General features: G+C 68.6%; 28 protein-coding genes and 1 other annotated feature. Of the genes, 14 read left to right on the top strand and 14 right to left on the bottom strand.

The window, feature by feature from the left end; genetic code table 11:
- Positions 1–280: 280 nt before the first annotated feature.
- Positions 281–562 (bottom strand): hypothetical protein, encoded by a 282-nt coding sequence (locus ASF53_RS18785; RefSeq protein WP_056201965.1) that lies wholly within the window; start codon positions 560–562, stop codon positions 281–283.
- A 267-nt stretch (positions 563–829) separates the two neighbouring features.
- On the opposite strand from ASF53_RS18785, the gene ASF53_RS18780 reads away from it, so the two are divergent.
- Positions 830–1,609, top strand: a complete 780-nt coding sequence (locus ASF53_RS18780; RefSeq protein ID WP_156635637.1) for a hypothetical protein — start codon at positions 830–832, stop codon at positions 1,607–1,609.
- A 1,311-nt stretch (positions 1,610–2,920) separates the two neighbouring features.
- Here the strand turns inward: ASF53_RS18780 and ASF53_RS18775 are convergent.
- Complete coding sequence (locus tag ASF53_RS18775; RefSeq protein WP_286134534.1) at positions 2,921–4,126, bottom strand: FAD-dependent monooxygenase; 1,206 nt, start codon at positions 4,124–4,126, stop codon at positions 2,921–2,923.
- A 594-nt stretch (positions 4,127–4,720) separates the two neighbouring features.
- On the bottom strand, positions 4,721–5,641 hold the full coding sequence (locus tag ASF53_RS18770) for an oxidoreductase (RefSeq protein ID WP_056201956.1): 921 nt from the start codon (positions 5,639–5,641) through the stop codon (positions 4,721–4,723).
- Positions 5,642–5,764: 123 nt separating this feature from the next.
- Between ASF53_RS18770 and ASF53_RS18765 the strand changes: the two genes are divergently transcribed.
- On the top strand, positions 5,765–6,337 hold the full coding sequence (locus ASF53_RS18765) for a fasciclin domain-containing protein (protein WP_056201953.1): 573 nt from the start codon (positions 5,765–5,767) through the stop codon (positions 6,335–6,337).
- 266 nt (positions 6,338–6,603) lie between these two features.
- On the top strand, positions 6,604–7,440 hold the full coding sequence (locus ASF53_RS18760) for an alpha/beta fold hydrolase (RefSeq protein ID WP_056201950.1): 837 nt from the start codon (positions 6,604–6,606) through the stop codon (positions 7,438–7,440).
- Positions 7,441–7,458: 18 nt separating this feature from the next.
- On the opposite strand, the gene ASF53_RS18755 is transcribed toward ASF53_RS18760, so the two are convergent.
- Together ASF53_RS18755 and ASF53_RS26850 are read right to left on the bottom strand one after the other, a co-directional pair.
- The gene (locus tag ASF53_RS18755; protein WP_200943275.1) at positions 7,459–7,986 is read right to left on the bottom strand and encodes a GFA family protein; all 528 of its coding nucleotides are present in this window, start codon (positions 7,984–7,986) and stop codon (positions 7,459–7,461) included.
- Positions 7,987–8,143: 157 nt separating this feature from the next.
- Positions 8,144–8,266, bottom strand: coding sequence for a hypothetical protein (locus tag ASF53_RS26850; RefSeq protein WP_265221292.1), 123 nt, complete (start codon positions 8,264–8,266; stop codon positions 8,144–8,146).
- Between the two features lie 87 nt (positions 8,267–8,353).
- Between ASF53_RS26850 and ASF53_RS18750 the strand changes: the two genes are divergently transcribed.
- The 5 genes from ASF53_RS18750 (at position 8,354) to modB (ending at position 10,679) form a co-directional block, all read left to right on the top strand.
- Positions 8,354–8,872 (top strand): GAF domain-containing protein, encoded by a 519-nt coding sequence (locus ASF53_RS18750; RefSeq protein ID WP_056201944.1) that lies wholly within the window; start codon positions 8,354–8,356, stop codon positions 8,870–8,872.
- Between the two features lie 60 nt (positions 8,873–8,932).
- Positions 8,933–9,151, top strand: coding sequence for a hypothetical protein (locus ASF53_RS18745; RefSeq protein WP_056201939.1), 219 nt, complete (start codon positions 8,933–8,935; stop codon positions 9,149–9,151).
- A gap of 241 nt (positions 9,152–9,392) precedes the next feature.
- A complete protein-coding gene (locus ASF53_RS18740) occupies positions 9,393–9,626 on the top strand; it encodes a hypothetical protein (protein WP_003605770.1) in 234 nt (77 codons plus the stop codon).
- 5 nt (positions 9,627–9,631) lie between these two features.
- Positions 9,632–9,880 (top strand): BrnA antitoxin family protein, encoded by a 249-nt coding sequence (locus ASF53_RS18735; protein WP_056201935.1) that lies wholly within the window; start codon positions 9,632–9,634, stop codon positions 9,878–9,880.
- Positions 9,881–9,956: 76 nt separating this feature from the next.
- On the top strand, positions 9,957–10,679 hold the full coding sequence (gene modB / locus ASF53_RS18730) for a molybdate ABC transporter permease subunit (RefSeq protein WP_056201931.1): 723 nt from the start codon (positions 9,957–9,959) through the stop codon (positions 10,677–10,679).
- A gap of 25 nt (positions 10,680–10,704) precedes the next feature.
- On the opposite strand, the gene ASF53_RS18725 is transcribed toward modB, so the two are convergent.
- Positions 10,705–11,361, bottom strand: coding sequence for a glutathione S-transferase (locus tag ASF53_RS18725; protein WP_056201927.1), 657 nt, complete (start codon positions 11,359–11,361; stop codon positions 10,705–10,707).
- A gap of 273 nt (positions 11,362–11,634) precedes the next feature.
- On the opposite strand from ASF53_RS18725, the gene modC reads away from it, so the two are divergent.
- Positions 11,635–12,729: a molybdenum ABC transporter ATP-binding protein gene (gene modC / locus ASF53_RS18720; RefSeq protein ID WP_056201921.1), complete on the top strand. Its 1,095-nt coding sequence runs from the start codon at positions 11,635–11,637 to the stop codon at positions 12,727–12,729.
- A gap of 103 nt (positions 12,730–12,832) precedes the next feature.
- Here the strand turns inward: modC and ASF53_RS18715 are convergent, their stop codons facing one another.
- A complete protein-coding gene (locus ASF53_RS18715) occupies positions 12,833–13,012 on the bottom strand; it encodes a hypothetical protein (protein WP_056201918.1) in 180 nt (59 codons plus the stop codon).
- 478 nt (positions 13,013–13,490) lie between these two features.
- Here ASF53_RS18715 and ASF53_RS18710 point away from each other — a divergent pair, with 478 nt between their 5' ends.
- The 4 genes from ASF53_RS18710 to rsmA all read left to right on the top strand — a co-directional run bounded on the left by ASF53_RS18710 (position 13,491) and on the right by rsmA (position 16,833).
- The gene (locus ASF53_RS18710) at positions 13,491–14,096 is read left to right on the top strand and encodes a nucleotidyltransferase domain-containing protein (RefSeq protein WP_056201914.1); all 606 of its coding nucleotides are present in this window, start codon (positions 13,491–13,493) and stop codon (positions 14,094–14,096) included.
- 109 nt (positions 14,097–14,205) lie between these two features.
- Entirely contained in the window at positions 14,206–14,766 is a 561-nt protein-coding gene (locus tag ASF53_RS18705) for a hypothetical protein (RefSeq protein WP_056201910.1), read from the top strand.
- A 142-nt stretch (positions 14,767–14,908) separates the two neighbouring features.
- Positions 14,909–15,958, top strand: coding sequence for a 4-hydroxythreonine-4-phosphate dehydrogenase PdxA (gene pdxA / locus ASF53_RS18700; protein WP_056201906.1), 1,050 nt, complete (start codon positions 14,909–14,911; stop codon positions 15,956–15,958).
- 8 nt (positions 15,959–15,966) lie between these two features.
- Positions 15,967–16,833 (top strand): 16S rRNA (adenine(1518)-N(6)/adenine(1519)-N(6))-dimethyltransferase RsmA, encoded by an 867-nt coding sequence (gene rsmA / locus ASF53_RS18695; protein WP_056201901.1) that lies wholly within the window; start codon positions 15,967–15,969, stop codon positions 16,831–16,833.
- A gap of 30 nt (positions 16,834–16,863) precedes the next feature.
- Here the strand turns inward: rsmA and ASF53_RS18690 are convergent, their stop codons facing one another.
- Positions 16,864–18,000 (bottom strand): alpha/beta fold hydrolase, encoded by a 1,137-nt coding sequence (locus ASF53_RS18690; protein ID WP_056201897.1) that lies wholly within the window; start codon positions 17,998–18,000, stop codon positions 16,864–16,866.
- A gap of 163 nt (positions 18,001–18,163) precedes the next feature.
- Positions 18,164–19,669 carry a SulP family inorganic anion transporter gene (locus ASF53_RS18685; protein ID WP_056201895.1) on the bottom strand — a complete coding sequence of 502 codons (1,506 nt, stop codon included), beginning with the start codon at positions 19,667–19,669 and terminating at the stop codon, positions 18,164–18,166.
- 71 nt (positions 19,670–19,740) lie between these two features.
- Positions 19,741–19,796: a sequence feature (sul1 is cis-regulatory element that is thought to sense ions involved in sulfur or methionine metabolism; They are found in Alphaproteobacteria), on the bottom strand.
- Positions 19,797–19,969: 173 nt separating this feature from the next.
- On the opposite strand from ASF53_RS18685, the gene ASF53_RS18680 reads away from it, so the two are divergent.
- The gene (locus ASF53_RS18680) at positions 19,970–21,229 is read left to right on the top strand and encodes a Fic family protein (protein WP_286134537.1); all 1,260 of its coding nucleotides are present in this window, start codon (positions 19,970–19,972) and stop codon (positions 21,227–21,229) included.
- Between the two features lie 25 nt (positions 21,230–21,254).
- On the opposite strand, the gene ASF53_RS18675 is transcribed toward ASF53_RS18680, so the two are convergent.
- The 5 genes from ASF53_RS18675 to ASF53_RS18655 form a co-directional block, all read right to left on the bottom strand.
- On the bottom strand, positions 21,255–21,971 hold the full coding sequence (locus tag ASF53_RS18675; protein WP_056201889.1) for an LrgB family protein: 717 nt from the start codon (positions 21,969–21,971) through the stop codon (positions 21,255–21,257).
- Positions 21,968–22,354, bottom strand: a complete 387-nt coding sequence (locus ASF53_RS18670) for a CidA/LrgA family protein (protein WP_056201886.1) — start codon at positions 22,352–22,354, stop codon at positions 21,968–21,970. The genes ASF53_RS18675 and ASF53_RS18670 overlap by 4 nt, the downstream gene beginning before the upstream one ends.
- A gap of 127 nt (positions 22,355–22,481) precedes the next feature.
- Entirely contained in the window at positions 22,482–22,958 is a 477-nt protein-coding gene (locus tag ASF53_RS18665; protein ID WP_056201883.1) for a tellurite resistance TerB family protein, read from the bottom strand.
- Positions 22,959–23,251: 293 nt separating this feature from the next.
- The gene (locus ASF53_RS18660) at positions 23,252–23,980 is read right to left on the bottom strand and encodes a class I SAM-dependent methyltransferase (protein WP_056201880.1); all 729 of its coding nucleotides are present in this window, start codon (positions 23,978–23,980) and stop codon (positions 23,252–23,254) included.
- 27 nt (positions 23,981–24,007) lie between these two features.
- A complete protein-coding gene (locus ASF53_RS18655; RefSeq protein ID WP_056202070.1) occupies positions 24,008–26,638 on the bottom strand; it encodes an LPS-assembly protein LptD in 2,631 nt (876 codons plus the stop codon).
- Between the last annotated feature and the right edge of the window lie 40 nt (positions 26,639–26,678).

Raw genomic sequence — 26,678 nt, 5'->3', positions numbered from 1 at the left:
CCCTCGCCTCGGCCCAGGCCTTCCTCTACGCCGCCGCCGTCATGATCCTCGTCCGAAGGCTCGGGCGAGCATCATGACTTATCGGACGGACTCTAAGAGTGCCTCACAAAACTCCCGATCACCGGTCGTCTCCTCTCTGAGTACGACGGCGCGGCGGGAGTTTTGTGAGAGACACTAAGGCGCATTCCGACGAAGCGGTCACCGGACATTTCGCGCGGCCCGGGCCGTGTCGGAAAGCTGCAGAAACGAGAAGGGGCGCCGAACGGCGCCCCTTCGTGCATCAATACCGGTAGTTCCGGCTCGGATAGGTGGGCCCATCGCCATAGCCGGCCCCGCGGGGCTGGACCCGGGAGCCGTAATCGACCTCCCGCCGCGCCCGGCGGTTCGCCAAAGCGCGCCCGGCCAGACAGCCGGCCACGGCACCGACCACGCCGCGCTCGGCCAGATAGTGCCCGGCGACACCGCCGATGATCGCCCCCTTGATGCATCCCTTGGCTTCCGCGGCCCCGGCGCCGAGCCCCGTCATGACCGTCAGCGCCAACGCCGTCGCAAGAATTCGCATGCCGTTCCTCCCCACTGCTGGCGGGAGAAACAACGGCGGCGCGGATGGCGTTCCGCGCCGGTCTCGGCGATGGCCGGGGAACCAGCGTGCCCATGAAAGCGCGGCGCGTGCCGGCGTGTCTCGCCCCGTAGAACGGGTCCGTGGGACGGGCCGCTCATGGTGGCTTCGCGGCTGAGCTTGTGCTCGCCTGCATGAACCGGACGAGAGCGCCGATTTCGGGCTGCGGGGACACCCCTCATCAACAAATGATATGTCATCCTGCTTGGCATGTCGCCGAACCGCATCACCGCCGCCATCGCCATGATGCTGCTCCTGTTTCACGCTGGGCAAAGTGCGGCGGCCGCCCAGGCCGACGCCAACGCGTCTGGAGAGGTCATTTTCATTTATCTGGTACCGAGCGATCACTCTGTGTCCAAGACATATTCCAAAAAAATTGAATTTTCAGCGCGGCATTTTCAGTCTTGGCTTAGACAAAAAATGAATGGCAAGACGTTCCGGATGTCCAAGCCGGCCGTCCTCACCGTTCGATCGGACAAGCCGGCCAAATGGTTCAGCTCTACTGAACGGCATACCGGCTACAATGCGTTCTACCGCAACACGCTCGAAGAACTGATGCGGCTCAGCGTTGCCAAGTTAAACGACCCAAAGGCCCGCTACATGGTCTACGTCGATGCCGATCACGCGTGCGGGCAATCCGGCGCGGGCGGCAGTGGTCTCGCGGTGGTTTCGGCGAATGACCTGCGGGGACTGAGCGGAGAAAAGATCGTGCCTGCTTGTGTGAAGGCAAACGCAGCCGAGGTCGCAGGCCGGTGTCGATGGATCGGTGGGATGGGACACGAGTTGCTGCACACGCTTGGCCTGATCCATCCCGACCGCTCGCCCGCATGTCAGACGGCCCAATGCCGTTCCGAAGCGCTGATGATGCATGGATACATGACGTACCCGAAAGCGGTCCTTCTCGACGAAGACAGCTTGATCTTAAACCGATCGCCTTTCGTCGCGCGGGATCAGCGTACGGAGCGTCTTCTCGATTGCAATATTCCTTGACATGTCTGGGCAATGGCCGGGGAACAAGCCGTTCCCGCCAAGGCGTGGCATCGATTGGCGAGGTTCTCCCGGCCGAACGGTGCCGTGGCGTGGGGCCGCCCCAGAGACGCCGGCCTGATGCCATCAGGTTGGATACGGTTCCAGCGCCAGCCGGGCTGACGCGCGACGAAGGATTTGAGTTGAGCCCATCGAACGGTCTGACCTGATCCGGCGTTAAGGGTCCCCAGGTCTGAGGATCCGAGGATTGAGCGATGTGGAGCTGGCGGATCATGGATCGGGCGCCCCGTGACGGTCGCTGGATCATTGCCATCAACCGGCGCGAGCCGGACCGCCGAGCCGTCATTCGCTGGGATCCGGTCAGTTCCGGGGACAGCGAGCCCTGGCGGGTCGCTTCGTGCGACTACGGCTACGCGTCGGACGCGTTCACAGACTGGATGCCCTTTCCGCCTTGGCCAGATCAGGGCGAAACAGCAGATGCGAGCCCAAGCGAGACGCCGGCGGCGTCGGGCGGTGAGACGTTGCCGAACCGGTTGTGAGGCGTCGAAGGCTCGGGACAAAACCCAATCAGCTTGATCGTGGGAATAGTTGCTGAGGTAGAGGCTGTGTGAAAACGCAGGCGAACTCCGAAATCATACAACAACCGTCTCCACGACCGCCATCACGACATCCTGAATGACGATCCGCATGCCGTCAGGGTGCCGATGTCAGCCCTACCCCGAGCGTCCAAGCGGAGATCCGTCTACGACCCTCGTGTTTTCTCACGGCCTTGGTGATTAGCCGACGTCAGTCTGTCCCCATTCTCCGATCTGGCCACTGGGCGTGCCAACGCTGATCCCTGTGTCTTCACGTTGAGATGGGCGGCTAAACCATGATCTCCCCCATCCCCGCGCCGCGGTCGTGAGTGCGACCCACATGACGACGGCGATGAGCATCAGACCTAGACAGATGCCGAGCAGAACCAGAAACCAATCGGGCATAGTATTGCTGCCTCCAACCGCACCGAAAGTTTGATGAGAAAAACCTACAGGTGCAAGGTCCGCTTGAGGTCGATTTCGTTGAAAAACTCGGGATCGGCCCGGAGCAGCACCGCTAGCCGCGGCCTCCGGAGAAGATTCTACTTCCAGATTGCTCGGGATAAGCAGCTATCGCGGCATCGTATCACCGGCAGGAGACAAACATTCTCCAACGACCCGTGCTGGGCGACGCGTGGTGCACTGCCCCGGAGTTTTTCAATAAAGTCGGTCGAAAGCGGCGCCTCATACAGTCAAGTTGATTGGGTTTTGACCCTGGCCCGCTCCGGCGCTGTCAGCGTCAACGGTGGGGCGTTCCCGGTTCGGCTCCGGAGATGCCGCAATCGGCTTTCGGTCCGAACGGGTGCGCGGGTCTGCCGATCCGCGCGAGAGGCGAACCTCCGCGACCGGTCAATTTGGTATAGTGACCGCGCAAATACAGATACGTTCTCGCAGGCATCCGCTTGAGCAGGCGCGAGCGCCTCGCGAGCAGGAGCGTCAAGAAGGTGGGCGCGTTGTAGCGGATGTAGCGTGGAAGGTTCTCGAACCATTCCGCACTCAGGCGCGCATCCCGTTGCACGCGGGCGAGGGCGCGGCGGCGTCGATGGTCGTACGCGTCGAGGGCGTGGGGAAGGCTGTCGTGCTCGCCCAAGACCGAGGCCAGGGCGGTCGCGTCGTCGATGGCGAGACGCGTTCCCGAACCGATCGTGAAATGGGTCGTGTGTGCGGCGTCGCCGATCAGCACCACGTTGTCCGCGCGCCACGTTCGGTTGGCCAACATGCGGAAGCTCAACCATGGCAGTCGGGTGTCATGGCCATCGCGGCTGATCAGTGCGTGGCCGTCGAGATGCTTGGCGAATAGGCTTTCCAGCACCCGCAGCTCGGCATCCGCGGGCATCGTGCCCAGACCGAGCCCGTTCCACGTCTCCGGCGCGCATTCCACGATGAAGGTACTCATTCCCTCCTTGAAGGAATAGGCGTGAAACCAGACCCATCCGGCGCGGGTCGGAACGAATCCGAAGGTGAAGGACGGAAATCGCTGTGTCGTTGCAAGCCAGATGTACTTGTTGCGGCCGGCTTCGATCTGCGGCCGGAACCGATCCGCGCGGTGCCGACGCAACTGACTCGCGACGCCGTCTGCCGCCACGATGAGGTCGGCGTCGGCGACCTGACTCAGGTCGCTGATCTCGCTCTCGAACCGCAGCTCGACGCCGAGCGCGAGCGCCCGCTCGATCAGGATCTGCAGGAGGCGACGGCGGCATATGCCGTAGCCCCCGCCCCCGGCGTGAAGCGGCGGCTGCCCCTCGACATCGACCACTTGCCCGGACCAGGGCACCGCCGCATCCGCGATCGCCTGCGCGCTGTCCGGATCGTTGGCCCGCAGGGTGGCAAGAAGATCGTCCCAGAAGACGACGCCCCAGCCATGGGTCGTGCCCGCAGGGTTTCGCTCGTGGACGACGATCTCATGGTTCGGGTCGCGCCGCTTCATCACGATCGCGAAGTACAATCCGGCAGGACCCGCACCGACACATGAAATCCGCATCAAGACTCTCCGTTTAGTCCGACGCTTCATGCATCATGACACGCGATTGGTTTGCTCAAGCGCATTCCGACGAAGTGGCGACCAGTTCGTCGGAAGAATGCGCGTTCCATCGATGACCGACAGACGTCGGCCCGATGCGGCTCCAGGCCATGATTTCATGCGTAATTTTTTATCGTATTCGTAGAAGCAGCAAGCTCTCCTGCGTGCATCAAGAACAAATGCGGTTTTTGACGGATACAGGAATGCGGATGATCATCCTGCGTGACAATGCCGCCGTGGCGACACGACGAAGGCCAGCGATGAAAGCTTGAGACGAACCACCAACGCGCGCAACGTCGATTGTGGATGGGGGCCGCAACCCCAAGGGGCTACGCCCGCCTCTTCGTCGATCGATGCTCGCCCCGGGGCTGGGCTGCCGTTGCCAGCGCGATGCGGAGGCGACGACCACCGGCCCGATCCATGACGCATCGCGGCCGCCGATCGCGTGCCTCTCACACGATGCCCGCGGCGCCGTGCCCCGCCGGAGAGACGAGCGGGCTCACCCCCGAAGCGCGTCCGTCACAGCGGGAACCGCACGCCGGTGAGCGTCTCCGAGACCGCCCATAGCCGCCCGGCCGCCGCGCGGTCGAGGGCTTGGGCGGCGATCGCGGCGGGCTTCGGGTGGCCGCGGGCCTCCCAGACGCCGTCCGGTCCGTAATAGCCCCCGCTTTCCGCCTCCGGTGCGGTGGCCGCGTAGAGGATCGGCAGGGCGCCTTGCGCCGCCGGCTGGCCGATCAGCGAGAAGATCACCCGTCCCGCTCCCTGCTGGATCGCGCCGGCCCGGTCGCCCCGGCGGAACACCTCGGTGCGGGCGAGCCCCGGATGCGCCGCGAGCGAGGCGATGCCTGATCCCGCCGCCTTCAGCCGCCGGTCGAGTTCGAGGGCGAACATCAGCAGCGCGAGCTTGCTCTGCCGGTAGGCGCGCTGCGCCCCGTAGGTCTCGCGCCAGTGCAGGTCGTCGAACCGGATGCGGCCGCTGCGATGGGCGAGGCTCGCCACCGACACCACCCGCGCCGAGGGGCTCAGGGCCGGCCGCAGCAGCCCGGTCAGCGCGAAATGGCCGAGATAGTTCGTGGCGAGCTGCCGCTCGAACCCGTCCACGCTCTCCTCGCGCCGGGGCACCGCGGCGATGCCGGCATTGAGCACGAGCCGGTCGATCGCCCACTCCGCCGGCCATTCCGCCGCGAAGGCGCGCACGGAGGCGAGCGAGGCGGTGTCGATCCGGCGCAGCGAAAGCGCGGCGCCGGGATGCGCGCGCCGGATCGCCGCGGCGGCGCGCTCCCCCTTCTCGAGGTCACGCACCGCCAGCACCACCGCAGCCCCCGCTCCGGCCAGCGCCCGCGCCGTTTCGAAGCCGAGCCCGGCGCTCGCGCCCGTCACCACGGCGCGGCGGCCGGCCTGGGCGGGAATGTCGGCGACGGTCCAGGGATGTTTCGCCATCGGGCCGTGATCCTCACGCTTCGGGACGAAAAAAGTCGATCGCGCGAAACCGATTGCGCGCGGGCTCCGTAATGGGCGGCGTGATCCCCGAACGAAGACGGGGCACGGGCACAGGAGGAAACCATGTTCCGTATCCGCAATTCGGTTGCCAAGTCGCTGACCCTGGGCGCTGCGCTCGCCCTCAGCCTCGCCGCCGCGCCGACAGCCGCACTCGCCAAGAACCCGATGGTCGGCGGCGCGCCGATGTACGCCTCGAAGACCATCGTCGAGAACGCGGTGAACTCGAAGGACCACACCACGCTGGTGGCGGCGGTGAAGGCGGCGGGCCTCGTCGACACGCTCTCCGGCCCCGGCCCCTTCACCGTCTTCGCGCCGACCAACGCCGCCTTCGCCAAGCTGCCGCCGGGCACGGTCGACTCGCTGGTGCAGCCGCAGAACAAGGCGACGCTGACGGGGATTCTGACCTACCACGTCGTGCCGGGCACCTACACGGCCAAGGATCTGATGGCTCTGGCCAAGCGCGGCGGCGGCGAAGCCAGCCTGAAGACCGCCCAGGGCGAGCCGCTCACGGTACAGACCCGCGGCAAGAAGGTGTTCGTGACGGACGCCAAGGGCAACACCGCCACCGTCACCGTCGCCAACGTGATGCAGTCGAACGGCGTGATCCACGTCATCAACGGCGTGCTTCAGCCCTGATCCTCCGCTGAGATCCGTTGATGCGCGAAGCCTCGGCCCGTCTGGGCCGGGGTTTTTTCGTTCGAGCCCGATCGCTTCAAGATGCGCAGCCCCTCACGGGCTTCGCGGTCGGCCTCCCCATCACGCGCAAAATACCACTTCGGGAAACGATGGGTTTCCATCGTTTCTCATTTTCAAATCCGCGCCCCAGGATCATCCTCGCCTCGTCAAGCAACGCCCGGAGCCGAAAGCCGCTCCGGATCACCGCACCTTGAGGAGAGGCGAGCATGGCGACGATCACCACCGGGGATGGCACCGAGATCTTCTACAAGGATTGGGGGCCGAAGGACGCGCAGCCGATCCTGTTCCATCACGGCTGGCCGCTCTCGTCCGACGACTGGGATGCGCAGATGCTGTTCTTTGTCGGGCAAGGCTTTCGCGTCGTGGCGCATGACCGGCGCGGCCATGGCCGCTCGGCGCAGGTCTCCGAGGGCCACGACATGGACCATTACGCCGCCGACGCCGCGGCGGTGGCCGAGCATCTCGATCTCAGGAACGCCATCCATATCGGCCATTCCACCGGTGGCGGCGAGGCGGCGCGCTACGTCGCCCGGCACGGCGAGCCGCAGGGCCGCGTGGCCAAGGCGGTGCTGGTGAGCGCCGTGCCGCCGCTGATGCTGAAGACCGAGGCCAATCCGGAAGGCCTGCCGATCGCGGTCTTCGACGGGTTTCGCAAGGCGCTGGCCGAGAACCGCGCCCAGTTCTTCCTCGATGTCGCCGCCGGCCCGTTCTACGGCTTCAACCGCGACGGCGCAGCGGTCCAAGACGGCGTGATCCGGAACTGGTGGCGGCAGGGCATGATGGGCTCGGCCAAGGCGCATTACGAGGGCATCAAGGCGTTCTCGGAAACCGACCAGACCGAGGATCTGCGGGCGATCTCGGTGCCGACGCTGGTGCTCCACGGCGAGGACGACCAGATCGTGCCGATCGTCGCGGCGGCGCGCAAATCGATCACGCTCCTGCGCAACGGCACGCTGAAGACCTATCCCGGCCTTCCGCACGGCATGCTCACGGTCAACGCGGACCGGCTCAACGCCGACATCCTCGCCTTCATCCGCGGCTGAGCGGGGCGCCGGCCCCGCTCAGTGGGGCTGCGCATCGTCGCCGGGGAGCGGTTCACAGCCCCGGCGGCCGACGATCTGGGGCGCGTCGTGCACCCGCGGCGCGAGCGGGACACCCGCCGCGTCCATGGCCGGCCCGGCGAAAGTCGCGAGGCCCGGCAGCAGCACCGCCTCGGGCCGGGCCGAGGCAACGAAGACCTGCTTGGCGTTGTCGGCCCGCACCTCGATCGCAGCCGGATCGTCCAGGGTTCCGGCATAGACACCGCACAGGCCGGGAAAGCGCTCGAACGTCATGAAGAGCGTCGTCCCGCAGACGGGGCAGAAATGCAGGTCGAGATGCCGGCCGCTGCCCTCGGACCGGTGGCGATATACGGTCGGCACGCCCGCGGTGACGTGAAGGTCGGCGCGGTCGAACAAGGGCTCGACGAGGTGGCTCGATCCGGTCGTGCGCTGGCAGAAGCGGCAATGGCAAAGCGTGACCCGCAGCGGCGGCGAGCGGACCTCGTAACGCAAAGCCCCGCACAGACAGCCGCCCAACAGGTTCGGCATGCGCCCTCCGCACGACATCGGACCAGACCGCCTGCAGCCGAACGATCCGCCGGATGTGCGGAGACGATTTTAGATCATCCGGCCGACCAGCTCTATTGCAAAAAGCATTCACAGCCGGGCATTGAACAACAGGGAAGAGCCCGCCTCGAAGCAAATCTCAGCGATCCGCACGCTTCATCCGACCGCTCAGATCCGAAATGCCGGCCAGCGCGATCCGCTCGCGGATCTTCTCGCGAATCCTGGTGTTGAACGGCGGATTTTTCGGCGCGGTGGTGGCCACAACCATCGCTTTGGCGACCGGTTTCGCCTCCCGCGGGTCGCTCCACGGACGGGCCGCCTGTACGAATCGGCCCAAGCGCCCTACCTTATGCCCATGTTAGATGAGCGCTCCCAGGCCAACCCGCATCTGATGCGGACCGCCGAGCTCATGGCCGCGGCTCAGTCCCTGGAGGACGTCGTCGACGTCCTAGCGCAGACGGCCCGTCGGATCGCCGGCTCCGATGGTATCGCCGTCGTGCTGCGGGAGGGGGACGTCTGCGCCTATGTCGCCGAGGATGCGATCGAGCCCCTGTGGAAGGGGTGCCGCTTCCCGATCGACATCTGCGTCTCCGGCTGGGCGATGCAGAACCGGGAGACCGCCGTCATCCTCGATGTCGGCAGCGATCCCCGCGTCCCGGCGGCCGCCTATGCCTACAAGGCGATCCGAAGCCTCGTGATGGTCCCGATCGGTGGGCCCGAGCCGGTGGCCGCACTCGGCGCCTATTGGTGCGCCATGGTCTGGCTCGACTCGACGACGGTGTCCCGCCTAGAAGCGCTGGCCGACCAAGCCACGGCGGCGCTGACCCGGCTGCGCGCCGCGCAGAGCACCGAACCGGCCATCTCCTGAGGGCCGGCATGGGTGACCGGCCGCCCGTTCGGAGATAAGCAGCATCGATCAGGAGGATGCATGCCGGTTTTCATTCTCAGAGGCGCCTGCCGGGCCCCCGACGGCCAGATCGGGCCGCCGCTGTTCGAGGAGACGATCACGGCGGCCACCCCGAGCGAAGCGATCCGGCTGGCCAACGCGCACGATCTCTCGACCAAGGACGAGCGGGCAAACGCGCTGTGGCTCGTCGATGCGCAGGGCGTGCTGCACTGGTCCCTGCGGCGCGCGGACCGGGATTGAACCGAGCCGGACCGAGCGGACCGGCCCCTTTTGCACGAACGGCACGAAGAGCGGGGGAAAACCAGCCCCGCACCGGCTGAATTGGTCATTGCCGGTGCTTTCGTGCTAAGTCTCGAGGAGAAATCCTCGATGGTCCTGCTCGGGGTTCTTTGCCGTCCCGCGCCCGACCTTTCCCGCGTCGGGACGCCGCGCGCCGCCGCCGGGGCTTCACGCGGCGCGAGTTCTCGTCGAAAGATCTTTCATGAGCGACGATATCGACGCCAAGACCCGCGCCGCCGAGCGCGCGGAACGGGCTGAGCGTATGGCCCGCGAAGGGCAGCAGGCCATGGCCGAGCATCTGGCCGCGGTCAAAGCGGTGGACGAGCGCACCGTGCGCCTGCGGGCCCTGCGGCTCGCCAAGGAGGCGGAGGAGGCCGCCGAGCGCGCCGCCAACCCGCCCGCGCCCAAGCGCGGCCGCAAGAAAGCGACGGCCTGACCCCCATGGCCATCGACCGCACCCGCCGCCCGAGCGACCCGCGCCAAGCCGCCGAAGCCGCCTTCCGCGCCGTGACGACGCGCAAAGCCCCCGACGAGGCCGCGCCGGCACCGCCCAAGGCGCCGCTCATTCCCGGCACGCGCGAGACGGTGTCCCTGCGCATCGACCGGGCCGTGCTGGAGCATTACCAGAAGGACGGCCCCGGCTGGCAGGACCGCATCAACGCCGCCCTCAAGGCCGCCGCCGGTCTTTGAGGACGGGGTTTTGAGGGCGGGATTTTGAGGGCGAGCCTCGGCGGATGAGCGCGCCCGCCATCGCCGCCCCGCGGGGATGGGCGCCGTGAGCGGGCCGGCCGATTGGTTCGGCCTCAGCCCCGACGAGACGACGGCTCTCCTCCTCTCCCTGCGCGTCGCCTTCGTCGCGACGCTGGCGAGCCTACCGCTGGGCCTGCTGCTGGCGTGGCTGCTGGCGCGACGGCGCTTCCCAGGCCATGCTCTGCTCGACGGGCTCGTCCACCTGCCGCTGATCCTGCCGCCGGTGGTGACGGGCTACCTGCTGCTGCTCGCCTTTGGCCGGCGCGGCGTGTTCGGCGCGTGGCTTGCCGAGATCGGCATCGTGTTCTCGTTCCGCTGGACCGGCGCGGCCCTCGCCTGCGCGGTGATGGGCCTGCCGCTGATGGTGCGGGCGATGCGCCTGTCGATCGAAGCGGTGGACCGCAAGCTGGAACAGGCGGCGGCGACGCTCGGCGCCGCGCCGCCGCTGGTGTTCCTGAGCGTGACCCTGCCGCTCAGCCTACCCGGCATCCTCGCGGGCGCGGTGCTCGCCTTCGCCAAGGCGATGGGCGAGTTCGGCGCGACCATCACCTTCGTCTCCAACATCCCCGGCGAGACCCAGACCCTGCCCTCGGCGATCTACACGCTCACCCAGGTGCCGGGCGGGGAGGCGGGGGCGCTGCGCCTCACCCTGGTCTCGGTCGCGGTCTCGATGCTGGCGCTCATCGCCTCCGAGGGGCTGGCGCGGCGGATGAGCCGGCGGATCGGGGCGGGGCGGTGAGGAGATCCAAGGCCCCGCCTGCACCTCACGCGTAGGCGTAAGGCCCACCCCGCTCCAGCGCCCGCTGGTAGGCGGGCCGCGCGTGGATGCGGGCCAGCCAGTCCGTCAGCCTGGGGCCGGCTCCGGTCCCGCGGGCGGCGAAGGCTTCGAGGGGGAAACTCATCATGATGTCGGCGGCGGTAAAGGCGTCGCCGCAGAAATAGGCGCGCTCGGCCAGCTCCGATTCCCAGTAGGCGGCGTGGCGGCGCAGCTCCGGATCGACGAAGCCGCCGGTGACCTTCCCCGCGATCGCCCGAACCAGGGGGCGCAGCAGGGCCGGGCTGCCGGGCGCGAGCCGCGAGAAGATCAGCTTCAACAGCAAAGGCGGCATTGCCGAGCCTTCCGCATAGTGCAGGAAGTAAGTGTAGCGCGCGCGCTCCGGCGTGCCGGCCGGCGGCACCAGGGCGCCGTCGGCGCGGGCGGTCAGGAACTCGACGATGGCGCCGGTCTCCGCCACCACCTGCCCGTCCGCCGCGATCACCGGCGACTTGCCGAGCGGATGCACCGCCCGAAGCTCGCGCGGCGCCAGCATCGTCGCGGGGTCGCGCTCATAGCGCTTCACGGTGTAGTCGAGCCCCAGCTCTTCGAGCAGCCAGAGCACCCGCTGCGAGCGGCTGTTCTCCAGATGGTGGACGGTGATCATCGCCTGCCTTTTTCGATCCTGCGCCGACAACGCGGCAGCGCGCGCATCGGGCTCTTGTCTCCGCATCGGTTTTTCTGGGAAGCTCAACCATCGTCCCGAACGGTGGCTTCCGGCTTTCGGAAAAGACGATGCTAAACAAAAGGCGAGAGCATCGTCCCGAACGGCGGACACCGGCTTTCGGAAAAAGATGATGCAAACGCAATGAGATAGAGCATCGTCATGGATGCGATATCCGCGACGATGCGTGAGCGCGACCATTCGCGTTGAGGCCCCATGACCATCGCCATCGACGTTTCCCTCCGCCGCGACGGCTTCGCGCTCGATGTCGCCTTCACCGCGGGCGCCGGCCTCACCGCCCTGTTCGGGCGCTCGGGCTCGGGCAAGACCACGGTGATCGACCTGATCGCCGGGCTCAGCCACCCGCAGCGCGGGCGCATCGCCATCGACGGCACGGTGCTGCTCGACACGGAGCGCGGCATCCGCGTGCCGGTGCATCGGCGGCGGATCGGCTGCGTGTTCCAGGAGGCGCGGCTGATGCCGCATCTCAGCGTGCGGCAGAACCTGCGCTTCGGCCGCCTCTTCTCCCGCGGGGCAGGAGGCCCGAGCCTCGATGCGGTGGCGGAGCTGCTCGGCATCGGCCCGCTGCTGGAGCGGCGCCCAGCCGGCCTGTCGGGAGGTGAGCGGCAGCGCGTGGCGATCGGCCGGGCCCTGCTGGCGCGTCCGCGGCTGCTGCTGATGGACGAGCCGCTCTCGGCCCTCGACGAGACCCGCAAGCGCGAGATCCTGCCCTATATCGAGCGCCTGCGCGACGAGGCGGGGCTGCCCATCGTCTATGTCAGCCATTCGGTGGCGGAGGTGGCGCGCCTCGCCTCGACCGTGGTGGTGCTGGAGGCCGGCCGCGTGGCGGCGAGCGGCCCGGTCGATGCCGTGCTGCGCCGGCCCGACCTGATCCCCGACGGCGCGGAGGCCGGCAGCGTGCTCGCCATGCGGGTCGAGCGCCACGATCCGGAAGCCGGCCTGACACGCCTGACCGGCCCCGCCGGGCCGCTCGACCTGCCGCTGATCGACGCGCCCCAGGGCCGCCGCCTCAACCTGCGGGTGCCCGCCCGCGACGTGCTGCTGGCGCTCGCCCGGCCCGAGACCCTGAGCGCCCGCAATGTCCTGCCGGGCCGGGTCGCGGCCTTGCGGGAGGAGGGGACGGCCTGCCTCGTCGAGGTGACCTGCGGGGAGGCGACGCTGGCCGCCCGCCTCACCCGTGCCTCCGCCCGCGACCTGGGGCTCGCCGTGGGATGCCCGGTCTTTGCCATCGTGAAGAGCGTGGCGCTCGATGCGGGCGGGGCGCCAGGGGGCGGGCGGATCGAGATTTGAGGGGCCGCGGCGCGGGAGCGGAGGCTCGTCGCGGCTCAGCCCCTCGGAGCCGGATAGCCCGCCCCAGCCGAGCCGGGCGGGGCATCGATGACGATGCGCACCTTCAGTCGGCCCGTTTCGCCTGGTTGTCGTTCTGGGCCGGAACGTAGGTGTCCGAATTGCGCCGCGCCGACTTTTCGCGCGCCGACAGAATAGCCTTGGCGGTGGCCGGCGAACGCCGATTGATCCAGGCTTCATGACGGGCGCGCGGCTCGCGACATAAGCGTTGTGGGCGCGTATTCATCTTTGCCTCCGCAACATACGTTATGGCGTTCTAAGAATGCGCGGAGCGACGGCAACGACAATTTTTGCGACGATTGCATCTACGCCCCGCTCTCTTTTGCCATAGGCGTGTCGCCATGAGGTTCGCCTGGCCTCGCGCGAGGCCAGGTCGGGTCCGGTGATGGGTTGGGGCTCGACGATGGTGTCGCGCCCACTGACGAGGTTGACGCGGGCATCACGGATCGGAGACCGAGCGATCCGGCCTCACGCGTCATCCCGCCCCGAGGCGATGCGCGCCGCACGCTCCCCAATCACCGCGGCGATCCCAAAAATCGCGCTATAAGCCCGCCCATGGCCTCCGACGACAGACCGCCCGCCCTCGGCGATCCTTCGGGGATCGCGCCGGCTGTGGGGCACTCGATCCCGCCACCGCCCCAAGAGGAGCGGGCTTCTCGCGCGCTCATCCGCCGCGCCGCATCGCCTCGCGCGAGCAGCCCGGAATGACGGGATGCGGCGTACCGCCGGAGGACGATTGGGCACCATGGCATCCGAGCGAATTGGCGCAGCGACTGACCGCGATCTCGCGGCCGTGGTGCGTCGTCGGCGGCTGGGCCCTCGACCTCTGGCATGGACACCAGACGCGCGACCACGACGATCTCGACATCACGATCCTGCGCGAGGATTTCGACCTGTTCCGCCAAGCCCTTGCGGACATGACGTTCTACACGGTGGACGACGGCTGCATTGCGCCGCTGCCCAAGGATGCGGAGCCGCCGCCCCACATCGCTCAGATCTGGTGCTTCGACGTCTCCGTAGGCCGCTGGCGGGTCGATCTGATGATCGAGCCGGGCGAGCGTGACATCTGGGTCTGCAAGCGCTGCCCCGCCATCCGGCGCCCCCGCGCGGAGATGGTGGCGGTGACGCCCGACCATATCCCCTATCTCGGGCCCGCGGCCGTCCTCCTCTTCAAGGCGAAGCATCGGCGCGACAAGGATCAAGCCGATTTCGTGCGGGCCCTGCCACACCTCCCCCAAGCCGAACGGCTCTGGCTGCGGGACGGCCTGGACCGCTTGCATCCCGGACATGCATGGGCGCAGGCACTCTGAAAGAAACGCTGTACATATCCGCTATCCCCTCCGACGACAGACCGCTTGCCATCGGCGATCCGTCGGGGATCGCGCCGGCTGTGGGGCGAGCGGTGTTCGAGGGTGGGCGATGAGGTTCGGTACGATCGCGGCCCTCGTCGTCGCCCTTCAGGCAGCGCCGGCCTTCGCGCAGCAGGAGCCGGTGGAGACGGCCTTCTCGAGCGTCCTGCGGGGTTGCGAGACCTGGGTGATGAACCCGGCGAGCTGGGTCAACGGACCGGAACCGTTCCTCGCCACGATGGATCTCGGCCCGCGCGTCACCTCCGTGGCGACGATCCCCGAGGCCTTCCGGCCGCCGCCGGGAGCGCTTCGGCGTGGCAATCGCTTCTGGCGTATCAACGCGACGGACCGGGCGGGCTTCGCGCTCACCGTCTCCGACCAGATTCCCATGTGCCATATCGTCGGCGTGGGCTTTGCCGACTTCCGCAAGGCGACCGCAGCCCTCCTCGCTTCCGCGGCGTTCGCCGCATCGTGGGAGCCGTTCGACGCGACGGCGAAGGACACAGGGCGCTCGCTCTTCTTCCGTCACCGTACCGACCGAAAGTTCGTCCTGACCTTGAGCCAGCGGGCCGAGGCGCAGGATGGGGCCGGCGTCATCCACGTCATTGCCACGGCGGCCTACGCGCCTTGAACCGATGCGCCAGGGCGCCGGCCGCAACCGGGGCGATGTCAGAGCCGCCCGGCCTGGCCTCCTCTGCCACCCGCCACCGCCGTCCCGCCGCTCGCCCCCAAATCACATCGGCGATCCCGAAAATCGCGCTATAAGCCCGCCCATGGCCTCCGACGACAGACCGCTCGCCCTCACCCTCGGCGATCCCTCCGGGATCGGGCCGGAGATCGCGCTGGCGGCGTGGCGGCTGCGGGTGGAGCGGGGGGTGCCGCCGTTCCAGCTCATCGGCGACCCTGAATTCCTGGAAGCCACCGCCTACCGGCTCGGCCTGTCGGTGCCGGTGGCCGAGGTCGAGCCCGACGACGCTTGCGAGGTGTTTCCCCGCGCCCTGCCGGTGCTGCCGCTGCCGAGCGGGGCCAAGGTGAGTGCCACGCCCGGCGCGCCGGATTCGGCCAATGCCGGCGCCATCGTTGAGTCGATCACCGCCGCCGTCGATCTGGTGCGCGCCGGCACGGCCTCGGCCGTGGTGACCAACCCCATCGCCAAGTTCGTGCTGACGCGGGTCGGCTTCGCTCATCCCGGCCATACCGAGTTTCTGGCCGCCCTCGCCGCGCGGGAGGGGCGTGAGCCGCCGCTGCCGGTGATGATGATCTGGAGCGACGCCCTCGCGGTGGTGCCGGTGACGATCCACGTCGCCCTGCGCCGCGTGCCCGAATTGCTGACGCAAGATCTGGTCGAACGCACCGCGCGCATCGTCCACGCCGACCTGCGCGCCCGCTTCGGCCTCGCAAACCCGCGCCTCGTCCTGTCCGGCCTCAACCCGCATGCGGGCGAATCCGGCACCATGGGCACCGAGGACCGCGACGTGCTGGCGCCCGCCGTCGCGGTGTTGCGCAGCGAGGGCATCGACATCCGCGGGCCGCTGCCGGCCGACACCCTGTTCCACGAGCGGGCGCGGGCGACCTACGACGTGGCGCTCACCCCCACCCACGATCAGGCGCTGATCCCGGTTAAGACGCTCGCCTTCGACGAGGGCGTGAACGTCACACTGGGGCTGCCCTTCGTGCGCACCTCGCCCGATCACGGCACCGCCTTCGACATCGCCGGCAAAGGCATCGCCAAGCCGGACAGCCTGATCGCCGCCCTACGGCTGGCGCATCGCCTCGCGCACCGCCCGGCGGACACCGTCCTGCCCTTCCCCGTCCGCGCCTGAAGCGATCGATGACCCTTGACGCGTTGAGCACCGACGGCCTGCCGCCCCTGCGCGAGGTCGTGCGGCGGCACGGGCTGGAGCCGAAGAAGGCGCTCGGCCAGAATTTCCTGTTCGATCTCAACCTGACGGGCCGCATCGCCCGCTCGGCGGGCGCGCTCGACGGCGTGACGGTGGTGGAGGTCGGCCCCGGCCCCGGCGGGCTGACGCGGGCGCTGCTGGCGGCGGGCGCCAAGCGCGTGGTGGCGATCGAGCGCGATCCCCGTGCGCTGCCGGCTTTGGCCGAGATCGCCGCGCATTATCCCGGCCGGCTCGACGTGATCGACGCCGACGCCGTCGGCTTCGATCCGCGCCCGCTGGTCGGCGACGGGCCGGTGCGGATCGTCGCCAACCTGCCCTACAACGTCGCCACCGTGCTGCTCACCGGCTGGCTCGGCGCCGAGACCCGCGACGAGGCTTGGCCGCCGTGGTGGGAATCGGCGACGCTGATGTTCCAGCGCGAGGTCGCCGAGCGCATCGTCGCCGACGAGGGCGACCGGGCCAATTACGGCCGGCTCGGCGTGCTCTGCGGCTGGCGCACGCAGGCGACCATCCTGTTCGACGTGGCCGCTAGCGCCTTCGTGCCGCCGCCGAAGGTCACCTCCAGCGTCGTCCATCTGCGCCCGCGGCCCGAGCCGCTGCCCTGCCGGATCGCCGACCTCGAGCGGGTGACCCGCGCCGCCTTCGGCCAGCGCCGCAAGATGCTGCGCCAAAGCCTGAAGGCCGCCACCCCCGACCCCCTCCGCCTGCTCACCGCCGCCGGTCTGCCGGAGACGGCGCGGGCGGAGGAGATCCCGGTGGCGGGGTTCGTGGCGATGGCGCGGGCGCTGGAGGGATAACCCCGCTCCGCGAGCCGCGCGCGACGGGGCTCACCTGAGCCCCATCACCGCGTCGATCGCGCGCTCCACCTTCAGCCGCGCGCCGTAATGGATCATGTGGCCGAGGCCGGGCAGGAGGCGCAGCGTGCTGCCGGGGATCGTCGTGTGCAGCCGCACCGAGTGCTCGCTGGCCTTGACGATCGCGTCCGCATCCCCGGCCAGGATCGACACCGGCAGCATCAGGCCGGCATAGCGGCGCTGGAGCCCGGTGACGGCTGCATTCATCGAGGCGGCATCCTCCGAGACCGCGCGCAACTGCGTCGCCGCCGCCGCGATCTCGATCGGGAAACGCGCGGTGAAGCGGGCCGGCACGGGCTGCGGCCAGAACACCTGCCGGAACGACTGCGCGGTGAGCGAGGCGCTCACCTTCGCCGGCACTAGGGCCCGCATCGCGTCGCCGAGACCCGGCACGGCCAAGGGGGCGATCAGGGCCGCATCGGTGCGATGCCCGGGAAAGTAGGAGCCCGCGAGCAGCACCAGCCCGCGCAACGGGCGCCGCCCATCGGCCGCGAGCGCGAGGGCGACGATCGTGCCCCAGGAATGCCCGACCACGAGGGGGCGCTCGACGGAAAGCTGTTCCAGCACCCGGTGCAGGAGCACGGCCTGGGCCTGCGCGGTCCAGATGCGGTGGCGGGGGCGGCCGGTGTAGCCGAAGCCGGGCCGGTCGATCGCGATGACCCGGTAGCGCGCCGCCAACCGGTCGATCAGGCCGCAGATCGCGAAATCCTCGGCCATGGTGCCGTTGCCGTGGACGAGCACCACCGGCCGGCCGCGTCCGCGGACGATGACGTGCACCGGCAGGCCGTCGACCGTCACGAACTGGCCGGGCGGCTTGCGGGCAACCCCGGCCCCTTGCTTGGCCCCCTGTTTGGCCCCTTGCGCGGTGAAGGCGGAGGCGACCGCCTTCTCGGTGTCGCGGACCGTCCGCTTCACCGATCGGACCGTCGCCTTGCGCGTCTCCCGGATCGCCTTCTCGGTCGAGCGGGTCACGGCTTTGGTGGCGGCCTTGGTGACAGATTTGGCGGCGCTCTCGAGGGAGCGCGTGAGCTGCCCTGTCACCTTCCGCGTCGTGCGGGTGAGGCTGCGGCTCGCGCGGCGGCTCGGACGGGGTGGGTCGAAGGGAAACACGGCGCCTCCCAGGGCAACGGGCCGGCTCGGCCTCAGGGTTGGCTTCCCTGAGTCATCCTCAGGACAACACCACACCGCGACGCTCCGGAGGGTCGCGCGCCGACACTACCGAGTTTTCACCGCAGCGCACAACCAGGGCTGGAACGGGAGGACGCCGTGCCCCTCAATGGGCCGGCAGCGAGGCCTCCGCCTTGTCGTGCTGGCCGAAACGCTCGACCAGGGTGGCGCTGGCCTCGTTGAGCCCGACGACCTCGACGGTCTTGCCGGCGGCGCGGGCCTTCATCACCACACGGTCGAGGGCGCCCACCGCCGAGATGTCCCAGAAATGCGCCGCATGCACGTCGATGACGAGGCGCTCCACCGGCTCGCGGACATCGATCGCCTCGGCGAAGGTGCCGGCGGAGGCGAAGAACACCTGGCCCGCCACCCGGTAGGTGCGGGTGCGCCCGTCCGGCGACAGCTCGGACGTGATCCGGCTCATCCGCGCGACCTTTCCGGCGAAGAACACGCCCGAGAGCAGGACGCCGACGAGCACGCCGATGGCCAGATCGCGGGTGGCGACCACCACCGCGACGGTGGCGAGCATCACCAGGGAGGAGGGCAGCGGGTTGGTGCGAAGCTCGAGCAGCGAGCGCCAGGAGAAGGTGTTGAGCGACACCATGATCATCACCGCCGTCAGCGCCGCGACGGGGACGATGGCCAGGAGATCCTGCAACAGGACCAGCAGCGCGAGGAGGAAGCTGCCCGCCACAAGCGTCGAGAGCCGGCCGCGGGCGCCGGACGACACGTTGATGACCGATTGCCCGATCATCGCGCAGCCGCCCATGCCGCCGAACACCGCCGAACTCATATTGGCGAGTCCCTGGCCCATGCATTCCCGGTTCTTGGAGCTGCCGGTGTCGGTCATGTCGTCGACGATCTGCGCCGTGAGCAGGCTCTCCAACAGGCCGACCGCGGCGAGCGTCGCGGAGTAGGGCAGGATGATGCGCAGGGTCTCCAGGTTGAGCGGCACCTCCGGCAGGGCAAAGCTCGGCAGGGCGGTCGGCAGCGCGCCGAGATGGGCGACGGTGCGCACATCGAGCCCGAGATACGCGGTCAGCGCCGTCAGCACGGCGATGGCGACGAGCGGCGAGGGCACCGCGCGGGTGAGCTTGGGGAAGCCGTAGATGATGGCGAGCCCCAGCGCGATCAGCCCGTAGGTGGCCGGGGTCACGCCGGTGAGTTCGGGCAGCTGCGCCAGGAAGATCAGAATCGCCAGCGCGTTGACGAAGCCGGTCATGACCGAGCGTGAGACGAAGCGCATCAGCCGCCCGAGCCGGGCGAGGCCCGCCAGGATCTGGAACACGCCCATCAGGATGGTGGCGGCGAAGAGATACTGCACGCCGTGGTCGCGCACGAGATCGACCATCACCACGGCGGTGGCGGCGGTGGCCGCCGAGATCATGGCCGGGCGCCCGCCGGCAAAAGCGATGACGATCGCGATCACGACGGAGGCGTAGAGGCCGACCTTCGGATCGACCCCGGCGATCACCGAGAAGCCGATCGCCTCCGGGATCAGAGCGAGCGCGACGACGATGCCGGACAGGATGTCGGCCCAAGGATTGGCGAACCAGTTGGCGAACCACGTCGCGCCGAACCGCCCGCGGGCGGTTGAAACAGTCGATGACATTGCAAAAGATTCCGCAGAGGGACGCAGGGCCCCGCCGGCTGATGCGGGGAGGGCGGTGAGCGTCACGAATGCGTGGTCCGGCGGATCGGCGGCCGGAAGAGCCACCCGGGCTTGCACCGGGTCCGAGCGATTGGCTCCTCGTACAGCGCCGGCCGATGCGGTGCAACACGATCCGGGCCCCGGTCGGACCTCAGGTCGAGCACTTGGCCCGGCATCCTGCCACCGAGCGCGTTGCCGCAAAACCTGCATACGGCGTCGATCCGACCCTCGTTGTTATGGTTTTTTATAAAAAACCGAAATATGGATCGATCAAGTCGGCGCCTACCATGGGTTTCCCGCTTGAAACGCGACCATCTCGCCCCTGCGGTGAGGGAACGCCTCGTCCGGCTCCCGCCCCCCTATGACAACCATTACGGCGTCGTCCCGGCACCGCCGCCGGAGGGCGGCCTTCATCTGACGGACGTGCTTCCCCGGCTCAGCGAAGCGAGCCAAGCGCTGGGGCGCGTGCAGGCGCTCGCCGAACAGATGGAGGATCAGTTTCAGATCAGCCGCATCCTGAAGCGCCAGGAAGCGGTAAGCTCGTCGTCCATCGAGGGCACAAACAGCACGCTCGACGAGATCCTCGCGGTCGAGGATGGGGGGGACGAGACGGCCCGCGCGGAAGCGAGGCAGGTGCGGGACTACGCCATCCTTCTCGATCAGCTCGTTCCGGAGGCGCAGGCGCGCGGCCCCGACATCTTCACCCTCGCCCTGATCCAGCGCCTCCACGCCGACGTCATGCGATCGGACAGCGCGTACAAGGATCGTCTCGGCGATCTTCGTCAGGCGGTGGTGTGGATCGGCGGGGGCGGCAACATCGCCTACTCGACTTGGAATCCACCTCCGCCCGACCGCGTGCGCGAGGGGCTGCTCGACACCGTGGACTACCTGCGCAACGAGGGCCTGCAGGCAGTTCACCAGAATCTGATCACGCGGATGGCGGTGGCGCACGCCCATTTCGAGGCCGTCCACCCGTTCCGTGACGGTAACGGACGGGTCGGGCGTCTGCTGCTGCCCCTCATGATGGCCGCAGACGGCATCGTGCCGCTCTACATCTCCCCCTACATCGACGCGCATAAGGAGAGCTACTACACGGCGCTGAAACGCGCGCAGCAACGGCTCGAATGGGCCGAGATCGTCGGCTTTCTCGCGGATGCCATCGTCGGCACCGTTGATGAACTCATGACGACCCGCGCCGCCCTCAAGCGCCTTAAGGACGATTGGCTGAGGCGGCGGAAGTTTCGAAGGAACGCCGCCTCAACGCGTGCTCTCGACCTTCTGGTGAACCATCCGGTGCTGTCGGTGAAACGTCTTGGGCAGTTGCTCGACGTCAGTGGCGCACAAGCGAGCCAAGCCATCGAACAACTCGCCGCAGCAAACATCCTGCATGAGCGAACCGGTCATCGGCGGAACCGTGTCTTCGTCGCCGGCGAGGTTCTCACCATCATCAATCGCCCGTTCGGGGCGGAGCCGGCTTTACCGGAGCGCCGAGACGACCCGTCCGACGAAGGGAACGTGTGAAGGTCGCTCTCGAGCGGCAGGCCGCCTACCGCAGGAAACTCACCGCCACCGGCACGAGAATCGCCGTCAGGAAAGCGTTGAGCCCCATGGCGATGCCGGCGAAGGTGCCGGCGACCTCGCTGACTTGGAAGGCGCGCGCGGTGCCGAGCCCGTGGGCGGCCAGCCCCGCCGCGAAGCCGCGGGCGCGCATGTCCTCGATGCGCAGGGTCCGCATCAGCGGCGTGACGATCACCGCGCCGGCCATGCCGGTGAGCATCACCAGCACGGCGGCGAGCGTCGGGTCGCCGCCGAGCGCCTCGACGATGCCCATGGCCACGCCCGTGGTCACGGATTTCGGGGCCATGGCGAGGCGCACATCGTAGGGGATGCCGGCGAGCTTGGCGAAGACGAGCGCCGAGGTCATCGCCGTGACGCAGCCCACCAGAAGGGCGGCCAGCATCGGCAGGAGCGCGCGCATCACCGTCGCCCGCCGCTCGTAGAGCGGCACGGCGAGCGCCACCGTGGCCGGTCCGAGCAGGAAGTGCACGAACTGCGCGCCCTCGAAATAGGCGCGGTAGGGCGTGCCGGTCAGCATCAGCACGAGGCCGATCATCCAGATCGCGTGGATCACCGGGTTGGCGATCGGGTGGCGCCCCGCGGCCTGGAAGAACCGGTCGGCCACCGCGTAGGCCAGCAGCGTCACGGTGAGCCAGAGCAGCGGGGTGCGGCTGAGATAGACCCAGAGGGCGAATTCGCCGGTCATCGGCGGTCCAGAAGCTTGGAGACCGCGACGAAGGTGAGCACGGTCGCCGCCAGCGTCAGGGTCACGGAGACGAGGAGCACGAGCGCCAGGGCGAGCCCGTGGCTCGCCAGCACGTCGAGCTTGCCGACGATGCCGACGCCGGCCGGCACGAACATGATCGAGAGGTGAGCGAGCAGCCCCTTGGCCGTGCCCTCCAGCCCGCCATCGACCAAGGGCGGCGGCAGCCAGCGCGTCGAGGCCGGCTGCGTCCGGTCGCGCAACACGAGGAAGCCGAGGAGCAGCGCCATGCCGATCACCGGCCCCGGCACCGGCAGGCCGGCGGCGCGGGCGGCGACTTCGCCCACAAGCTGGGCGAGCAGAATCAGGGTCAGGCTGACGATCATCGAAAGGTCCGGGATCCCAAAGGGATCATCCCTTTGGCGGGGTCTCGGGGTAGAGCCCCGATGTCGTCCCAGGGCTCCGCCCTGGACCCGCGAAAGGGCTTGCCCTTTCGAAACCCTTGACCGGCCCTCACGCGCCGGCGGGCTCGCGGGAGCTGCGGTCGCGGGCAGCGGCGATGGCCGGCTCGTCGAAGCCGAGCAGCTTGCCGAGGCGCCAGACCAGCGCTTCCTCGAACTCGTGCACCTCGCCATCGGCGCCGGCCACCGACCACGCCATGGCGAGCAGCCGCCCCCGCTCTTCCGGGCTGCTACCATCGCTGCCGATCAGCTCGACCAGGCTCGTCATGTCGCGGGTCTGCGCCTCGAAGGTTGCGGCGCGCTCGATCAGGCTCTCGGCCTCCGCGTCGCTGGCCGCGTAACGGCGGCGCACCAGCCGCACCAGCCGCTCGCCCTCGGCCGGGTCGAGCACGCCGTCGGCGCGGGCGACGTGGACGAGCAGGGCCGTCGCCGCGAGATGCTCCTCGCTGCCGTCGGGCACCGTCTCGGCCGGGGCCGGCAGGCCGAAGGCCGAGGAGGCGTAGGAGAGGAGCCGCTGAAGGAGGGCCATGTCCGTTCCCGTCCGATTTTGCGCGCCACCGTCGGGGGCATGCCGGGCGGGGTCAAGCGCGGAGCGGGCCAAAGCCCGCCCGCCACAGGATTTCCGGCCTCGCCGTGGTGCGGCTGCACAGGGTGCGTCAGCGGCGTGGGATCGGCGGGTCCGTGAAACCCTCCGCCGGGGCATCCGCGTAAGGGGTGGCAAGCGAACGCATCGCGCCCGTCGCCCTTCGCTGTGCGCCCGATGCCTTTGCGGGCCATCCGTGGGACGATGCCGCCGGCACCCCCAACCCGAGAGTTTCGGCCTTACCGGCTCGGCGCCGGGTAGCGCGTGCCGTCCACGATGGCGTCGAGGGGGATGCGGGTCCAGTCGAAGCCCGCCGGCTCGGCGCGCTTGCGGCACAGGATTTCGCTGTGGCCGTACATCTCGGTGATCGGCGCGAAGCGCAGGCCCGGCCGCGCCCGGTCGGTGAAGTAGCCGGCGATCGGGCTGCTCATGCCCTTGTCGATCAGCTCGAAGCCAAGGGCGTCGTTGAACAGGGCGCGCAGGCCCATATCCGAGAACTGGAAGAAGTTCCACGGCCGCTCGTGCGAGCGAAACGAGAAGTGCGTCTCGACGAAGACGTGGCCGCCGACCTTCAGGAGTTTGGCGATCTCGACCGCGGCCACCCAGGGCATGGCGAGATGCTCGAACACCGCCGAGGAGAAGATCAGGTCGAAGCGCTCATCGTCCCCGAAATAGTGGGAAAGCCGGTGGGCATCGCCGACCACATCGACGTTCTCGCCCGCGTAGAGATCGAAGCCGACATACTCCGCCTGGGCAAAGCGGTGGCGGAAGTTGGCGCCGGTGACGTTGCGCGAACCCACCTCCAGCACGCGCAGGCCCGGCTTGTCGAAGCGCTCCGACAGGGTGTCGATCCAGGCGCCGTGCGCCAGATCCTTCGGCGGGGCGCTGCGGTCCCGGCGGAACCTGAACGGGAGCGTGGCCAGGGCGCCATAGGCGCGGATCAGCGAATCGGCCGCCCCCTTCAGCATCGTTGTCTTCCGGCGCAGACGGCCATCTCAGCGCACCGAGGCGATGCCGTCGGCGGTGGTCGAGCTGCTGACGTTCTGGCGCAGATCCGCCTCGCCCAGGGTCTTCAGCTCCAGGCGCAGCAGCACGGTCTGGTTGCGCTCGCGCACGCCGATCGCGGTGGCGATGGGCGAGACGATGTAGTTCAGCGAGACCGTGGTGCACTCGTCCTGATAGCCGCCGCCGAGGCTCAGGCCGGAGAGATAGGTCAGGCCGGGGCTGCTGTAGACCGGGGCGAGGCCGACCGGGTTGGCGAGATAGGCGGTGTAGAGGTCGGAGAAGGTGTCGCGGGTGTCGAGGTAGCGGGTGAAATCGACGAGCGCCGAGCCGCTGACGAACCAGTTCGGGGTGATGCGGTAGGTGGCCGACGCCGTCACGCCCTCGCGGCGATGGACGAAGCCGAGCGCCGGCTGCGCCTCGTAGAACGAGTAGAACAGCGAGGTTTCGAGCGGCAGGAACGGCGAGAACCGCGCGGTCACGCCGGTCTCGAACCGGTTCACGGCGAAGTCGCGCTGGTCGAAGCGGGCGCGGCTGATGAAGCTGATGTTCTGGTTGGGCGAGAGCTGGAAGCGGCCCACGAAATCCGAGCGGCGGTTCTCCAGGCCGGAATCGAGGCCGACATTGGCCAGATCCCCGCGGCGGAACGAATTCACGCCCGCGACCTGGATCGACTCGCCGAACATCAGGTTGGCGTACCAGCCCGAGGGGGTCACGACCGAATATTGCGCGCCGAGATTGGCCCGCACGCCGCCCTCGACCCGGTCGTAGCCGGAGAACTTGTCCCACTGGAACAGCGAGGTGTCGTCGAAGACGAGGCTCTGCGCGTCCTCGTTGGGTAGGCGGCCGATCCGGGTCTCGGAGGGCCGGGCGATCACCTGGGCGATCGGCTCCAGGGTGTGCACGCCGAGCCCGCCGAAATCGGCGACGAAGGGGTAGCGGTAATCGAGGCCGATCGCCGGCATGATCCGGCCGGAGAAGCCGTCATCGACGGTGGTGATGTTGTTCACCAGCGCGTTCTGGAAGCCCGAGCGGCTCGGGTTCACGAAGAAGGCGTCGGTGCGCAGATAGGTGAACGGCGTAAAGACCTGGCCGAAATCGTCGATAAAGCTGCGGCGCCAGGAGACCTGGGCCGAGAGCCGCGTGTCGACGCCGCCCAAACCGCGCACGATGCAGCGGTCCCGCACGAAGGTGGTGCAGGTCTCGTAGAGCGGGTAGCTGATCCCGTTGACGCTCGGGGCGAACAGGTAGCTGCCGGTGCGCGGGATGCCCTGGAAATCGGTCGCCTCGCGGCTGAGGCTCGTGACGTTGGCCTCGAACCGCACCTCGCCGCCGAGCTTGCCCGGCCCGTTGATCCGCTTGTCGTAGTCGATCACCGGCAGGACGACGGGCTGCTCCTTCTGCCAGTCGAAGCTCGACAGGGCCTTGAAGTAGTAGCCGCGCGCCTCGAACCACGAGCGGTCGCCCTGGCCGATCAGGTAGGCGCTCGAGACCGCCTCGCGGAAATAGTCGGTGGTGATGCTCTGGTTGCGGATCCGGTAGTTGTCGAGGAACCACTTGTCGGTCACGCCGACGAGATCCCAGCCCGTGCGCCAGTGCTCGTTGATGAAGAAGCGCCCGCGGGTCTCGACCGAGCCGCGGAACTCGCGGTCGGCGGCTCCCAGCGGCCCCGGCAGGAAGGCCGAGGGCGTCGATTGGAAGATGCCCGACAGGCGTAAGTTGTAGCTGCCGTTGTCGAGGCGCTGGCGGAACTCGGCCTGGCCCAGCACGCCCTGGCGCGAGACGAAGGCCGGCGTGATCGTCAGGTCGTAGCTCGGATCGAGGTTGATGAAATACGGGGTCGCGACACCGCTGCCGAGCGGGGTCGAGGTGATGAAGCGCGGCGTCAGGAAGCCGCTCTTGCGCTTCACCGTCGGGTCGGCGGATTCGAAATAGGGCAGGTAGGCGACCGGGATCCCACCGATTTCGAGGCTCGAATCCTCGTAACTGATCGTGTGGGTCTCATTGTTGTGGATGATCTTGGCCGCCTTGATCTGCCAGAGCGGCGGCGTCTCCGGATGGTCCTTGCACGGCTCGCAGGCGGTGTAGGTCGCGTAATCGAAGCTCGATTGCTCGCCCGCGATTCGCTCCGCCCGCGGGGCGGAGATGCGGGTGCGCACCGTCTCGCCCTTCATCACGACGGTCTGCTGGATGCGCAGGGCCTCGACGAAGCCGTTCTTGAAGTCGTCGGTCAGCTCCATCCGCTCGCCGGTGACCAGCGCCCCGGTCTCGTCGGTGAGGCGGACATTGCCCTCGGCGAAGACGCGGCTCGTGCCGCGGTCGTAGCGCACCCGGTCGGCCTGAAGCGTGCGGGCGCCGTAATGCAGCTCGGCATTGCCGCGCGCGGTCACGGTGTTGCGATCGTTGTCGTAGATCAGCTCGTCGGCCTCGACGAGCAGGCGCTGGCCCTTCTCGCCGGGCTTGGAGCCGGCGAGCTTCTCCAATCCGGCCTGGGCATGGGCGCGCGGCGCGACGAGCCCGTAGGCTGCCGTCAGCAGTGCGGCCATGGAGACCGTGATCGCGATGTCGGCGACCTTACGCAACGCGTCCCTCGAACCCTGTGCAGCCCCCTGCACGCCGATCACGATCGTCTCTGGCACGACCGAACCCGTCCCGACCCGGACA

The organism is Methylobacterium sp. Leaf123 (genome assembly GCF_001423405.1).
Lineage (GTDB): Bacteria > Pseudomonadota > Alphaproteobacteria > Rhizobiales > Beijerinckiaceae > Methylobacterium.
This window is presented reverse-complemented; position numbering and strand designations above follow the sequence as displayed.